Raw genomic sequence first — 13,631 nt, forward strand, 5'->3', positions numbered from 1 at the left:
GCAATCGGTTCCTAAATTCTATTCCGTTCGGTTCGAGCGAAGTCGAGAACCATTCGTGCGGGGTGTCTCGACTTCGCTCGACACGAACGGGTGATGTTATCTTCGGCTACAGCCCCAGCGCGGCGGCGATCAGCGCTTCCTGCTGGGCCTTGTGGCGGCTGGCGAGACCCGTGGCGGGCGAGGCAGCAGCATCGCGGCCCGCATAGGTCGGGCGCATGCCCTTGTGGCCGGCAGCGGTCAGCGCATCCTCGATCCGCTCGTTCACGAAGAACCACGAACCATTGTTGCGCGGCTCTTCCTGGCACCACACGACCTCCTTGAGGTTGGTCATGCGGGCAAGGCGGATCGCCAGCGGATCGCCGGGGAAGGGGAACAGCTGTTCGATCCGGACGATCGACACATCGTCCTGCCCGGCAGCATCGCGCGCTTCGATCAGATCATAGGCGACCTTGCCCGAACACAGCACCAGACGCCGCACCTTGTCGTCGGCGATGGTCTTGGTGTCGGACAGGATCCGCCGGAACTGGCGATCGCCGAGGAACTCCTCGCGGCTCGACTTCGCCATCGGGTGGCGCAGCAGCGACTTGGGGCTCATGATGATCAGCGGCTTGCGGAAGCTCCGCAGCATCTGGCGGCGCAGCACGTGGAAGTAGTTGGCCGGCGTGGTGATGTTGCACACGCACATGTTGTCGTCGGCGCACAGCTGGAGGAAACGCTCCAGACGCGCCGAGGAGTGCTCCGGCCCCTGACCTTCATAGCCGTGCGGCAGCAGCATCACGAGGCCGTTGGCGCGCAGCCACTTGCTCTCGCCGCTGGCGACAAACTGGTCGATCATGATCTGCGCACCGTTGGCGAAGTCGCCGAACTGGCCTTCCCACAGCACAAGGCTCTTGGGATCGGCCATGGCAAAGCCATATTCGAAGCCGAGCACGCCATATTCCGAGAGGGTGGAATCGTGCACCTCGAACTTGCCGTGGGGCAGGGTGGAGAGCGGCACATATTTGCGCTCGACCTTCTGGTCGACCCACACGGCATGGCGCTGCGAGAAGGTGCCGCGTCCGCTATCCTGACCGGACAGGCGCACGCCGTAGCCTTCCATCACCAGAGAGCCGAACGCCAGCGCCTCGGCGGTGGCCCAGTCGAAGCCTTCGCCGGTGGCGAACATCTCGCGCTTGGCGGCGAGCACGCGGTCGAGGGTCTTGTGGATGTCGAGATCGGCAGGGACTTCGGTGAGCACGCGGCCCAGCGAATCCAGCACCTTGGGCTCGATCGCGGTTTCGACCGAACGGCGCGCGGTTTCCGGATCAGCCGGCTTGTTGAGCCCGCTCCAGCGCCCGCCGAACCAGTCGGCCTCGTTGGCCTTGTAGTTCTTGCCCGCCTCGAATTCCTCGTCGAGCAGCGCGACGAATTCGGCTGCGATGCGCTCGCGGGTGCCGGGTTCGATCACGCCTTCGCGGATCAGGCGCGCTTCGTAGCTGACGCTGACCTTGGGGTGGCTGCGGATCTTGTCGTACATCAGCGGCTGGGTGAACTTGGGCTCGTCACCCTCGTTGTGGCCGAAGCGGCGGTAGCACCACATGTCGATCACGACATCGCGGTGGAAGGTCTGGCGGTATTCGACCGCAAGCTTGCACGCGAAGGTCACGGCTTCGGGATCGTCGCCGTTGACGTGGAGGATCGGCGCCATCACGCCCTTGGCCACGTCGCTCGGATAGGGCGAGGAACGGGCGAACTTGGGGCTGGTGGTGAAGCCGATCTGGTTGTTGATGATGAAGTGGACGCAGCCGCCGGTGTCATAGCCCGGCACGCCGGAGAGCGAGAGGCTCTCCCACACCACGCCCTGACCCGCAAAGGCGGCATCGCCGTGGATCAGCACGGGAAGCACCTGATCCTTCTTCTTCAGATCATCGCGGATCGCCTGCTGGGCACGCGCCTTGCCGAGCACCACGGGGTTCACCGCTTCGAGGTGCGAGGGGTTGGGCACGAGGCTCATGTGCACCGAAATCCCGTCGAATTCGCGGTCGGTCGAGGTGCCGAGGTGATACTTCACATCGCCCGAACCGCCGACATCGTCGGGGTTGGCCGAGCCGCCCGAGAATTCGTGGAAGATCACGCGGTAGGGCTTGGCCATCACGTTGGCGAGCACGTTCAGCCGGCCGCGGTGGGCCATGCCGTAGATGATCTCGCGCACGCCCGCGCTGCCGCCATGCTTGATCACGGCTTCCAGCGCCGGGATCATGGATTCGCCGCCATCAAGGCCGAAGCGCTTGGTGCCGACATACTTCTTGGCGAGGAATTCCTCGTATTGCTCCCCGCGCAGCACAGCGGCGAGGATCGCCTTCTTGCCTTCGGGGGTGAACTGGATCGTCTCGCCGGGGCTTTCGAACTTGTCCTGCAGAAAGCGCCGTTCCTCGGTGTCGGCGATGTGCATGTATTCAAGGCCGACCTTGCCGCAGTACACTTCGCGCAGGCGCTGGTGGAGCTTGCCCACCGTGGTCCACTCCATGCCGAGCACGCCGCCGACATAGACGTCCTCGTTCTCCTTGCCCGCAAGGCCGTGCCATTCGAGCGTGAGGTCAGCCGGGCCTTCGCGGTTGCTGAGGCCGAGCGGATCGAGGTCTGCCGCCATGTGCCCGCGCACGCGGTAGAGGCGAACGAGGGTCATCGCCGCGATCGAGAGCGCGGCGGCCTTTTCGACCGCCTTGGGGTCCATCGCCTTGCCGCTGTCCTTCGCGGCCTTGGCGACCGCGAGCTTCATCTCGGTCGGGTCCATCGCGGCCACAAGGTCCGCGCCGCTGTCGGCCAGCGTGTCGAGCCAGCCGCGCTTGGCCCACGAAGGACCGGGCTGCGGGCCTTCCTGATCGGTGAGAGCGGGGATGAAGTTCTGCGGTTCGTTGCCCATGTGGGGGTTCCCGGGGAGGAGAAAAACGTAAGGAGAAAGGCTTGGCCCCTCACCAGAACGGGAGGGGCCGGTCGTCGTTAACTCAGGCGTTCTCTTTCAGCATCGCAGCCAGCGTTTCGCCGAGCAGCGAGGGCGAGGGGCTGACGCGGATGCCTGCGTCTTCCATCGCCGCGATCTTGTCTTCCGCGCCGCCCTGACCGCCGCTGACGATGGCGCCAGCGTGGCCCATGCGGCGGCCCGGAGGGGCGGTGCGCCCGGCGATGAAGCCGACCATCGGCTTGGAACGGCCCTTGGCGCGTTCGGCCTTGATGAAGGCAGCGGCTTCTTCTTCGGCCGAGCCGCCGATTTCGCCGATCATGATGATGGACTCGGTTTCCGGATCGTCGAGGAACAGGTCGAGCACGTCGATGAAGTTGGTGCCGTTGACGGGATCGCCGCCGATGCCGACCGCGGTGGTCTGGCCGAGGCCCGCCATGGTGGTCTGGTGCACGGCTTCATAGGTGAGCGTGCCCGAACGCGAGACGATGCCGACGCTGCCCTTCTTGAAGATGTTGGCCGGCATGATCCCGATCTTGCACTCGTTCGGCGTCAGCACGCCGGGGCAGTTCGGGCCGATGAGCCGCGACTTCGAGCCCGAGAGCGCGCGCTTGGCGCGGACCATGTCGAGCACCGGAATGCCTTCGGTGATGCAGATGATCAGCTCGATCTCGGCATCGATGGCTTCGCAGATCGCGTCGGCAGCGAACGGCGGCGGCACGTAGATGCACGAGGCGGTCGCGCCGGTCGCTGCCTTGGCTTCGCGCACGGTGTCGAACTGCGGCAGGCCGATATGCGTGGTGCCGCCCTTGCCCGGCGTCACGCCCGCGACCATCTGCGTCCCGTAATCGAGCGCGGCCTGCGTGTGGAAGGTGCCGGTGTTGCCGGTCATCCCTTGCGTGATGACCTTGGTGTCTTTGTTTACGAGGATGGACATTCAATTTCTCCGTGAGACGCAGCGTCAATCTGCTTCAGGTTCTTTTACAGGGCGCGTTAACCAGCAAATCAGCATCGCTGTGACAGCACTCAAGGCGTACCAGATGCCTTGTTCAGCGGTAAATGTATTGCCAATGAAGTTGCCCACGATACTCATTAAAAACAGACCGATGATCAAAAACCCCCACCATTGACCCCGGATTGTAGCTGCTAAGCTCAGAGTCAAAATAATGCTGATGACCAAATAACTTGGCAGATTATCAGCAATGTAGAGGAGGAGGGTCATCACGCCAGCGAGCTATCCAGCGCCTTGCACGCCTCAAGCAGTTCTTTGACCGCGTCGACGCTGACCTGGAGGTTGGCCTTTTCCTCGCCGGTGAGGTTGATCTCGATCACTTCCTCAGCGCCGTTCGCGCCGATCACCACCGGCACGCCGACATAGAGGCCATCGACGCCGTACTTGCCGTCAACCTGCACCGCGCAGGGGAGGATGCGCTTCTGGTCGTAGAGGTAGGCTTCGGCCATCGCAATGGCGCTGGTGGCGGGCGCATAGAAGGCCGAGCCGGTCTTGAGCAGCGCGACGATCTCGCCGCCGCCCGAACGGGTGCGCTTGACGATCTCGCCGAGGCGCTCTTCCGAAATGCCCTTGATCTTGGCCATGTCCGCGACGGGGATGCCGTTGATGGTCGAGTAGCTGAGCACCGGCACCATCGTGTCGCCGTGGCCGCCGAGCACGAAGGCGTTCACGTCCTTGACGCTGACGCCGAATTCCCACGCGAGGAAGGTGGCGAAGCGCGCCGAATCCAGCACCCCGGCCATGCCGACGACCTTGTTGGCGGGCAGACCCGAGAACTCGCGCAGCGCCCAGACCATCGCATCGAGCGGGTTGGTGATGCAGATCACGAAGGCATCGGGGCAGTTGGCAGCAATGCCTTCGCCGACCGCCTTCATCACCTTGAGGTTGATGCCGAGCAGGTCATCGCGGCTCATGCCCGGCTTGCGCGCAACGCCCGCGGTGACGATCACCACATCCGCGCCCGCGATGTCGGCATAGTCGTTCGATCCGGTGATCGAGGCGTCGAAGCCTTCGACCGGGCCGCACTGGCTGAGGTCCAAAGCCTTGCCCTGCGGAATGCCCTCGGCCACGTCGAACAGGACGATGTCGCCAAGGCCCTTCAATGCTGCGAGGTGAGCGAGCGTGCCGCCGATATTGCCGGCGCCGACGAGGGCGATTTTCTTGCGGGCCATGTGAGGACTTCCTTCCCAAATCTCTCGGGACGAAGTGACAAGGCGTGACACGCCGGTGCCTGCCTTCCGTCCCAAGCGGCTGGGCACCCGTTACAAAAGCGGCGGTAGGCCTCTCAAAACGGGTTTGCAACCATCAAAAGGTCGGATGCGGCAACTATCTTTGCAAACAGTTCGCAATTGCATTAAGCCATTCGGGCTGTCGCATCAGGGAAACACCCTATCACGGGTGCCGTGAGGTCAGGCAGGTCAGGGACGGATCAGTCGCAGCGGGTGCGCGCGGCGAGGCGGCGGTCGAACATGCCGGTGATCGCGAGCCAGTGCGCCTTGCTCTGCCCGTCGCCGCGGCGCGCCGCTTCCTCGGCGGCATCGCGGGCAGCCTCGGCTGCGGCAAGCCCGTGCACGGCAAAGTGCCGAAGCGCCTCTGCCAGCAGCGGGTCGAAGGCCGCAGCGGGCGGATGGGCTGCGCCATTATCGTTCACCGCCCGCGCCAGTGCCGGGGCGATCAACCCGCGTCCCGCCGCGTGCCAGCCGATCCGGCGCACAGCATTGCGGGCAGGGGCAAATCGGACGGACATCAAGGGGCTTCCCGTTTTGGCATCTGCTCTCACGGCGGAGCAGTTCGTGCAGCAGGCTCTAGTGCCTGTGCCGCTAAGGCTTGGTGTGGCAACAGGGTTTCGCGGGTCTTAACCCTGTTTTGCGCATCTTGCGCGGGGCCGCCAGCCGCTATTCGCCTGCGGGGGTTACGGCGGGGGTTATGGCGGGGCGCGCCTTCCACTGGCCCGCCTTGGCATATTCGGCCTTGACCGCGCCTGCCCCGGTGTAAGGCTCTGTCGGCGGGGTTGCGGGGAGCGCGCCAGGGGCAGCGGCAGGGGCTTTCGCGCCCGGCTTGCCCTGTGCGCGCACCGGCACGGGTTCCAGATCATAGGCAATCGCCGGACGCCCTGCTGCGGGCATGGCCGCGTCGGGCAGGGCGGCAGGCGGCGGGGTCGTGCGCCCGCTCACCACCGGTTCGAGGCCCGCATAGGCATTGGTGAAGGCCGCTGCCGTCCCGCCCGCACCGCGATTGCGGTAGAACCGGTGCGCGCCGATCGTGCCGATATGGTCGAGCGTGCCTGCCCAGTAAGGATTGACCCAGAGCGTGTGGTAATGCGTGGCAAGGCCGACTGGGGCATAGACGCTGCCGTTCAGGGCATCGGCGGCGATCCGCTGCGCCCGCGCCCAGCTTGCCCCCGAAGGACGGCGGGCGAGGCTGCCGTCGCAGGTGAAGGTGAACTGGCAACCGGTGCTGCGTTCCGATCCCTGATAGACTACGCCGCACACGCTCGATGGCCACGAGGGGTGGGCGACGCGGTTGAGCACCACCTGCGCCACGGCGCGCTGGCCGGCCTCGCTTTCGCTGGCGGCTTCGTACCACACGGCCTGCGCCAGACATTCCTGCGCCCGCATCGCGGTGATGCCGGTGCCGGGGGCGAAGAACGGCCTGGCCGCCACGCCGACATCGATCAGCGCGCCCAGCTCGCGCCCTTCCTCGGCGCCGGTGGCCAGCGGATCGGCTGTGGGCAGGGCGAGCAGCGCGCTGCCTGCGGGGTCGGCCATGTAGTAATAGGCCGATCCGGGAAAGCTCATCCCCGGCCGCTCGAACGGCAGCGCGGCTTCGGCGGCTGCGCGGGTGGCGAGCGCGGCGGTGCTTTCGACCGCGGGGCCGGGCAGCGTGCCGACCCCGCCGGTGGCCGCCATCGCGGGCACGGCAATCGCCGCGACCAGCACCGCGAGCCGCTTGCGCCAGCCTGTGCGCGGGGCAGGCTGCGCGGGCGAAGCAGAGGAGGGGCGGCGGGCGGCGGGCATGGTGTCATCCCGCCCTACGCCCAAGCCGCTGGCAGGGCGAGGGCGGCGCACCCCCGCGTCCCGATTGGGGACACCTCTCCGGCAGGTCTTAAGGCGTTGCGCGTTTGGGCCCGCCGCCCTATCGCCACAGCCGGACATGGCGCGGGATCACAGCAGTTTGGGGACGGGACTGGCCGGCGCAATCGCCGCCCTGATGCTCGCCGCCTGCGCGCCGCAAGCCGCGCCGCAAGGTGATGCGCAGTCGCCCACGATCGTCAGCCTCAACCCCTGTCTCGACGCCATTCTGGTGGAGGTGGCAGACCCCTCGCAGGTGCTCGCCCTGTCGCATTACAGCCGCGATCCGGGCGGCAGTTCGATCCCGCAGGCGGTGGCGCGGCGATATGGCGTCACGGGCGGCACGGCTGAGGAGGTGATCGCGCTGCGGCCCGATCTCGTGCTCGCCTCGATCTACCTGCCGCAGCCCACCAAGACCGCCCTTGAGCGGGCGGGACTGACCGTCGCAACCTTCGGCAGCCCTGTCACGGTCGCCGAAAGCATCGCGCAGGTGCGCGAAGTGGCCGCGCTCGCTGGAAAGCCGGATGCGGGCGAGGCGCTTGCTGCGCGCATGAGCGCGCCGCCCGCCGATCCGCGCCCCTCGGTCAGCGCGCTGCTGTGGCAACCGGGCGAGATCGTCGCGGGCGAGACGACGCTCATTGCGCAGCTCCTGCGCGAAGAGGGCTTTGCCAGCCATGCCGCCGCACGCGGGCTGGGGCAGGCCGATGCGGTGCGGCTGGAGACGCTGCTCGCCGATCCGCCGCAAGTGTTGCTGGTGGCAGGCGATGCGCCGGGGCAACGCCATCCGTTGCTGGCAGGGGCGCTCAAGTCCACGCAGATCGCCGATTTCGACCCCGCGCTGCTCTATTGCGGCGGGCCGACCATTCCCAAGGCCCGCGCCCGCCTGCGCGACATCCGCGATGCGGCAGAGGCACGGCCATGAACCGAGCCGCGCTGGTCTTTGCAGGCGTGTTGGCGGTGCTGGTGCCGCTATCGTTGCTGGCGGGGAGGGTGTGGATCGCGCCATTCGGCGACATGCCGCAGAACGCGGCGCTGATCCTCGCCGAACTGCGCCTGCCCCGTGCCGTTCTGGCGATCACCATCGGCGCGGGGCTGGGTGCTGCGGGGGCGGCGATGCAGGGCTATCTCAGGAACCCGCTCGCCGATCCCGGCCTGTTCGGCATCGCCCCGATGGCGGCGCTGGGCGCGGTGGCGAGTTTCTGGCTCGGCGCGAGCTGGGCGCTGCCGGTCGCCGCGCTCGCCGGAGCCGGCACCGGCATGGCCGCGCTGGCGCTGATCGCAGGCCGCACCACATCGGACGCCGGCAGCGGCGCGGGCGGAGGGATCGCGCTGTTCACCCTTGCCGGGCTGATGCTGGCGAGCCTCGCAGGCGCACTCACCGCGCTGGCGATCACCCTCGCGCCCAACCCCTTTGCCCTGTCGGAAATCGTAATGTGGCTCAACGGCGCGCTGACCGACCGTTCGTGGCGCGAGGTGTGGCTGGCCGCACCGCTCACCCTCGCGGGCATCGCCGTGCTGGCACTGGCGGCGCGCAGCCTCGATGCGCTGACGCTGGGCGAGGAAGCGGCGCGGTCGATGGGGGTCGATCCGGCGCGGCTGCTGGTGCTGCTGGTGCTGGGCGTCGGCCTGACCGTCGGCGCGGGGGTGGCGGTGGCGGGGATCATCGGCTTTGTCGGCCTTGTGGTGCCCCATCTGGTGCGCCCGCTGACCGACCGTCTGCCTTCGAGCCTGATCGGCCCAAGCGCGCTTGCTGGCGCATGTCTGGTGCTCGCGGCGGACAGCGCGGTGCGCATCCTGCCGCTGGTGACCGAACTCAGGCTCGGCATCGCGCTGTCGCTGATCGGTGCGCCGTTTTTCCTGTGGCTGCTGCTGCGCATGCGGCGGGGGCGGCTCTAGATGCTGGCGGCGGAAAACCTCACGCTGATACGCGGCGGAACGAGAGTGGTGGAGCGCCTGTCCGCCGCGCTCGAACCCGGCCGGATCACCGCGATTGTCGGCCCCAACGGCGCGGGCAAATCATCGCTGCTGCTGGGGCTGGCAGGCTTGCTCGCCCCTGCGGAGGGCGAGGTGACGCTGGGCGGGCAAAGGCTCGCCGCGCTCCATCCCCGCGCCCGTGCGCAGGCCATCGGCTACCTGCCGCAGGTGCCGGACATCGCGTGGGATGTGGCGGCGGAGAACCTTGTGCGGCTGGGCCGTCTGCCATGGCGCGATCGCGGGGATGCGGCGGTCGAGGCGGCGATTGCGGCCCTCGCGCTTGAGCCGCTGCGCCATCGCCCGGTCAGTCAGCTTTCGGGCGGAGAGCGGGCGCGCGTGCTGCTGGCCCGCGTGCTGGCGGGCGAGCCGCAGTGGATCCTCGCCGACGAACCGCTCGCCGCGCTCGATCTGGCGCACCAGTTGGGCCTCGTCGCCCACCTCAAGGCCTGCGCGGCGGCGGGGCAGGGGGTGGTGGTGGTGCTCCACGATCTGGGGCTGGCGATGAACCATGCCGACCGCGTGCTGGTGCTGAAGAAAGGCCACCTGATCGCCGACGGCTCGCCCGCACAGGCACTCGCGCCGCACATCATCGCCGAAGGCTGGGGGGTCAATGCCCGCTGGCTGGGAGACACCGGCGCGCAAGCTCTGCTGACCGATTAGGGGCGTTGGTGACCGGTCAGGGAAACCGGTGGCAAGTTAGGAACCGGGAAACATCGAGGCGGGCTTTGGGGTACCCAAGTGTGTTTCCCGGTCCCTGACCAGATCTCTGCTGAATAGCCAGGTTGCGACCCTGAAAGGCCCCGGCTGGAGACCGGCAAAGAGGACTCTCCAGTGGCCCACGGCACGCAGTTTGACGACTTCAGATTTTCTGTAGGGTGGGGGTTTTGGGCGATTAAAATTGCTTAATCATCAGATTGGGCTGGAAAAATTGTCCGGTGAGCAATGCTCATTGTCCGCATCTGCTTAGGTCGCCTTTCTGGCACGCCTCAACATCTGCGCGCCATTTCGCCATGGCTGCTTCGTATTCGCGCTGCTTGCGTTCGGCCTCGGCCTTCTGTGCGGCGATGGTGGCCTCGCGTTCTGCGGTGGCCTTTTCAAAGGCGGCCTTGGCGGCGGCATTTTCCGCGTTCTGCTTTGTCGCGAAAGCGACCTGCTCGCGGTTGAGCCTTTCACGGGTGGCGATTTCGGCCAATGCCTGTTCTGAGGTGACGGGAAGCGACTCAGGCTGCTCGGCTGGGCGAACGGCAACAGGCGACCGTGCCGGTGCGACCGGCGCTGTGACGGTCGATGTCGAGGCTCGACCGCGTGTTCCAGCGGCGACATTGTCGCGTCTGGTGCCTTTGACCTCCGAACACTTGTATTCGATCACCTCACTGTAATGCGTCGCATCCGGCCGGTAGGTTTTGCGCTTGTGCTCCTCGCGCACCATGTCGCCGCCCCAAAGGCCGGAAAGCTGCCGGTAATCGAGGTAGGGCGTCATCGGCGATGAGACGCGCAAGTCAAGCGGAAGGACGGATGCCACGGGAAAACCGGCACGGGCCCGAAACCTCCCCGCGTCTCGCCCGTTGCACCGGCACAACCCGATCCCATTTCCTACAGGCCCGCGGATACCCCGCCGCACCGGCCTTGACCGCCACGAACATTTCCGGAACAGACCCTTTCCATGAGCCTCACCAAAATCAGTGTGCGCGGAGCGCGCGAGCATAATCTCAAGGGTATCGACATCGATCTGCCGCGCGATGCGCTGATCGTGGTAACGGGCCTGTCCGGCAGCGGCAAGTCGAGCCTCGCGTTCGACACTATCTATGCCGAGGGCCAGCGGCGCTATGTCGAATCCTTAAGCGCCTATGCGCGCCAGTTCCTCGAAATGATGCAGAAGCCCGATGTCGAGCATATCGACGGGCTGTCCCCTGCGATCAGCATCGAGCAGAAGACCACCAGCCGCAACCCGCGCTCGACCGTGGCGACGGTGACCGAGATCTACGATTACATGCGCCTGCTGTGGGCCCGCGTCGGCGTGCCTTACTCGCCCGCCACCGGCGAGCCGATTTCCGCCCAGACTGTCAGCCAGATGGTCGACCGGGTGATGGCCCTTCCCGAAGGCACGCGGCTCTATCTGCTCGCGCCGGTGGTGCGCGGGCGCAAGGGCGAATACCGCAAGGAGCTGGCCGAATGGCAGCGGCAGGGCTTCACCCGCGTGCGGATCGACGGGGAGATCTACGCCATCGAGGATGCCCCCGCGCTCGACAAGAAGTTCAAGCACGACATCGAGGTGGTGGTCGATCGCATCGCGGTGAAGGAGGGCATCGAAACGCGCCTCGCGGAAAGCTTCGAGCAGGCGCTGAAGCTGGCCGAGGGGCTTGCCTATGTCGATCTGGCCGATGGCGTGGTGCCGGGGCGCGAAGGCGAGGCCGAAAGCGGCGGCGCGATGAAAGGCGCAGGCCTGCCCGCCAACCGCATCGTCTTCTCCGAGAAATTCGCCTGCCCGGTCTCCGGCTTCACCATCGAGGAGATCGAGCCGCGCCTGTTCTCCTTCAACGCCCCGCAAGGTGCCTGTCCCGCGTGCGACGGCATCGGCGAGAAGATGCTGTTCGACCCGCAGCTGGTCGTGCCCAATGAAGGCCTGACCCTCAAGCAGGGCGCGGTGGTGCCCTGGGCCAAGTCCAACCCGCCGTCGCCCTATTACATGCAGGTGCTCGCCAGCCTCGCCAAGGCCTACGGCTTCGACCTGACGACCCCGTGGAAAGACCTCGCCCCCGAACAGCGCCTCATCATCCTCCACGGCACGGGCGGGATACCGGTGCCGCTGACCTTCAAGGACGGGCGCCGCGAATACACCGTCCACAAGCCGTTCGAGGGCGTCATCGGCAACCTCAACCGCCGCCTGATGCAGACCGAAAGCGCGTGGATGCAGGAGGAGCTCGCCAAGTACCAAACCGCGCAACCCTGCGAGACCTGCGGCGGCAAGCGTCTCAATGAAAAGGCGCTCTCGGTCAAGGTCGCCGGGACCGATATCGCCACCCCCGTCGCCATGAGCGTCGCGGACGCCAAGGCGTGGTTCCTTGCCCTCGACGCGCAGCTCACTCCGCAGCAGTCGCAGATCGCCAAGGCCATCCTGAAAGAGATCAACGAGCGGCTCGGCTTCCTCGACAACGTCGGCCTCGATTACCTCAACCTCGACCGCACCAGCGGCACCCTGTCGGGGGGCGAGAGCCAGCGCATCCGCCTCGCCAGCCAGATCGGCAGCGGGCTGTCGGGCGTGCTCTACGTGCTGGACGAGCCCTCCATCGGCCTCCACCAGCGCGACAATGACCGCCTGCTCGAAACCCTCAAACGCCTGCGCGATCTCGGCAACACCGTGATCGTGGTCGAGCATGACGAGGACGCGATCCGCACCGCCGATCACATCGTCGATCTCGGCCCCGGCGCGGGGGTGCACGGCGGGCAGGTGGTCGCCCAAGGCAGCCTCAAGGACATCCTCAAGGCCAAGGGATCGCTCACCGCCGATTACCTCACCGGCAAGCGCAAGATCGCAGTGCCCGCCACCCGCCGCAAGGGCAATGGCAAGCACATCACGGTCAAGAACGCCCGCGCCAACAACCTCAAGGGCGTCACCGCCAAGATCCCGCTCGGCACCTTCACCTGCATCACAGGCGTCAGCGGGAGCGGCAAGTCCTCGCTCACCATCGACACCCTGCAAGCCGGCGCCGCCCGCGTGCTCAACGGCGCGCGCGTGATCGCGGGCGCGCATGACGCGATCACCGGCCTCGAACATTGCGACAAGGTGATCGAGATCGACCAGTCCCCCATCGGCCGCACCCCGCGATCGAACCCCGCCACCTACACCGGCGCCTTCACCCAGATCCGCGACTGGTTCGCCGGCCTCCCCGAAAGCCTCGCGCGCGGGTACAAGCCGGGGCGCTTCTCCTTCAACGTCAAGGGCGGCCGCTGCGAGAAGTGCCAGGGCGACGGCCTGATCAAGATCGAGATGCACTTCCTCCCCGATGTCTACGTCACCTGCGAGGAATGCCACGGCAAGCGCTACAACCGCGAGACGCTGGAGGTGAAGTTCAAGGGCCACTCCATCGCCGACGTGCTCGACATGACGATCGAGGATGCCGAGGAGTTCTTCAAGGCCGTGCCGTCGATCCGCGAGAAGATGCGGATGCTGAACGAAGTCGGCCTCGGCTACGTCAAGGTCGGCCAGCAGGCGACGACCTTATCGGGCGGCGAGGCGCAGCGGGTGAAACTGGCCAAGGAACTCGCCCGCCGCAGCACCGGCCAGACCTTGTACATCCTCGATGAACCCACCACCGGCCTGCATTTCGAGGATGTGCGAAAGCTGCTCGAAGTGCTGCACCGGCTGGTCGAGGGCGGCAATTCGGTCGTGGTGATCGAGCACAACCTCGACGTGATCAAGACCGCCGACTGGATTATCGACTTGGGCCCCGAGGGCGGGGTGCGCGGCGGGGAGATTGTCGCGGTGGGCACGCCGGAAGCGGTGGTGAAGGAGCCGCGGTCGTTTACGGGGCAGTATCTCAAGCCGCTGCTGGCGAAATAAATCCAAACTCCCCTCCCGCTTGCGGGAGGGGCCGGGGGTGGGCAAGAGACAAGCGCAATCCTCCCCTCAAGGGGA

General features: G+C 66.7%; 11 protein-coding genes. 4 read left to right on the top strand and 7 right to left on the bottom strand.

The features are described 5' to 3' along the window. Nucleotides 1-106 precede the first annotated feature (106 nt). From ACU0AG_RS03315 to ACU0AG_RS03340, 6 genes are all read right to left on the bottom strand, one after another. The gene (locus tag ACU0AG_RS03315) at nucleotides 107-2,902 is read right to left on the bottom strand and encodes a 2-oxoglutarate dehydrogenase E1 component (RefSeq protein WP_482780843.1); all 2,796 of its coding nucleotides are present in this window, start codon (nucleotides 2,900-2,902) and stop codon (nucleotides 107-109) included. A gap of 82 nt (nucleotides 2,903-2,984) precedes the next feature. Further along, entirely contained in the window at nucleotides 2,985-3,875 is an 891-nt protein-coding gene (sucD, locus tag ACU0AG_RS03320) for a succinate--CoA ligase subunit alpha (RefSeq protein WP_482780844.1), read from the bottom strand. A 24-nt stretch (nucleotides 3,876-3,899) separates the two neighbouring features. Further along, nucleotides 3,900-4,160 (bottom strand): hypothetical protein, encoded by a 261-nt coding sequence (locus ACU0AG_RS03325; protein WP_482780845.1) that lies wholly within the window; start codon nucleotides 4,158-4,160, stop codon nucleotides 3,900-3,902. Continuing rightward, nucleotides 4,160-5,122 carry a malate dehydrogenase gene (gene mdh / locus ACU0AG_RS03330; RefSeq protein ID WP_482780846.1) on the bottom strand — a complete coding sequence of 321 codons (963 nt, stop codon included), beginning with the start codon at nucleotides 5,120-5,122 and terminating at the stop codon, nucleotides 4,160-4,162. Before mdh ends, ACU0AG_RS03325 begins: the two co-directional genes overlap by 1 nt. Before the next feature lie 257 nt (nucleotides 5,123-5,379). Next, complete coding sequence (locus ACU0AG_RS03335; protein WP_482780847.1) at nucleotides 5,380-5,697, bottom strand: hypothetical protein; 318 nt, start codon at nucleotides 5,695-5,697, stop codon at nucleotides 5,380-5,382. A gap of 148 nt (nucleotides 5,698-5,845) precedes the next feature. After that, nucleotides 5,846-6,967, bottom strand: coding sequence for a cell wall hydrolase (locus ACU0AG_RS03340; RefSeq protein ID WP_482780848.1), 1,122 nt, complete (start codon nucleotides 6,965-6,967; stop codon nucleotides 5,846-5,848). A 136-nt stretch (nucleotides 6,968-7,103) separates the two neighbouring features. On the opposite strand from ACU0AG_RS03340, the gene ACU0AG_RS03345 reads away from it, so the two are divergent. From ACU0AG_RS03345 to ACU0AG_RS03355, 3 genes are read left to right on the top strand one after another with little or no spacing between them, the layout of a single operon-like run. After that, entirely contained in the window at nucleotides 7,104-7,943 is an 840-nt protein-coding gene (locus ACU0AG_RS03345; protein WP_482780849.1) for an ABC transporter substrate-binding protein, read from the top strand. Further along, a complete protein-coding gene (locus ACU0AG_RS03350; RefSeq protein WP_482780850.1) occupies nucleotides 7,940-8,917 on the top strand; it encodes a FecCD family ABC transporter permease in 978 nt (325 codons plus the stop codon). The genes ACU0AG_RS03345 and ACU0AG_RS03350 overlap by 4 nt, the downstream gene beginning before the upstream one ends. After that, nucleotides 8,918-9,655, top strand: a complete 738-nt coding sequence (locus ACU0AG_RS03355) for an ABC transporter ATP-binding protein (protein ID WP_482780851.1) — start codon at nucleotides 8,918-8,920, stop codon at nucleotides 9,653-9,655. It abuts the gene before it with no gap. Nucleotides 9,656-9,941: 286 nt separating this feature from the next. Here ACU0AG_RS03355 and ACU0AG_RS03360 read toward each other — a convergent pair whose 3' ends face one another. After that, on the bottom strand, nucleotides 9,942-10,475 hold the full coding sequence (locus tag ACU0AG_RS03360; RefSeq protein ID WP_482780852.1) for a hypothetical protein: 534 nt from the start codon (nucleotides 10,473-10,475) through the stop codon (nucleotides 9,942-9,944). Nucleotides 10,476-10,658: 183 nt separating this feature from the next. On the opposite strand from ACU0AG_RS03360, the gene uvrA reads away from it, so the two are divergent. Continuing rightward, complete coding sequence (uvrA, locus tag ACU0AG_RS03365) at nucleotides 10,659-13,556, top strand: excinuclease ABC subunit UvrA (protein ID WP_482780853.1); 2,898 nt, start codon at nucleotides 10,659-10,661, stop codon at nucleotides 13,554-13,556. The last annotated feature ends 75 nt before the right edge of the window (nucleotides 13,557-13,631 follow it).

It is taken from the genome of Erythrobacter sp. RANMB8, assembly GCF_056848235.1.

Coding starts and splice junctions, on each gene's coding strand:
- ACU0AG_RS03315 (WP_482780843.1), bottom strand. CDS start 2,902: ATGGGCAACGAACCGCAGAACTTCATCCCCGCTCTCACCGATCAGGAA.
- sucD (WP_482780844.1), bottom strand. CDS start 3,875: ATGTCCATCCTCGTAAACAAAGACACCAAGGTCATCACGCAAGGGATG.
- ACU0AG_RS03325 (WP_482780845.1), bottom strand. CDS start 4,160: ATGACCCTCCTCCTCTACATTGCTGATAATCTGCCAAGTTATTTGGTC.
- mdh (WP_482780846.1), bottom strand. CDS start 5,122: ATGGCCCGCAAGAAAATCGCCCTCGTCGGCGCCGGCAATATCGGCGGC.
- ACU0AG_RS03335 (WP_482780847.1), bottom strand. CDS start 5,697: ATGTCCGTCCGATTTGCCCCTGCCCGCAATGCTGTGCGCCGGATCGGC.
- ACU0AG_RS03340 (WP_482780848.1), bottom strand. CDS start 6,967: ATGCCCGCCGCCCGCCGCCCCTCCTCTGCTTCGCCCGCGCAGCCTGCC.
- ACU0AG_RS03345 (WP_482780849.1), top strand. CDS start 7,104: ATGGCGCGGGATCACAGCAGTTTGGGGACGGGACTGGCCGGCGCAATC.
- ACU0AG_RS03350 (WP_482780850.1), top strand. CDS start 7,940: ATGAACCGAGCCGCGCTGGTCTTTGCAGGCGTGTTGGCGGTGCTGGTG.
- ACU0AG_RS03355 (WP_482780851.1), top strand. CDS start 8,918: ATGCTGGCGGCGGAAAACCTCACGCTGATACGCGGCGGAACGAGAGTG.
- ACU0AG_RS03360 (WP_482780852.1), bottom strand. CDS start 10,475: ATGACGCCCTACCTCGATTACCGGCAGCTTTCCGGCCTTTGGGGCGGC.
- uvrA (WP_482780853.1), top strand. CDS start 10,659: ATGAGCCTCACCAAAATCAGTGTGCGCGGAGCGCGCGAGCATAATCTC.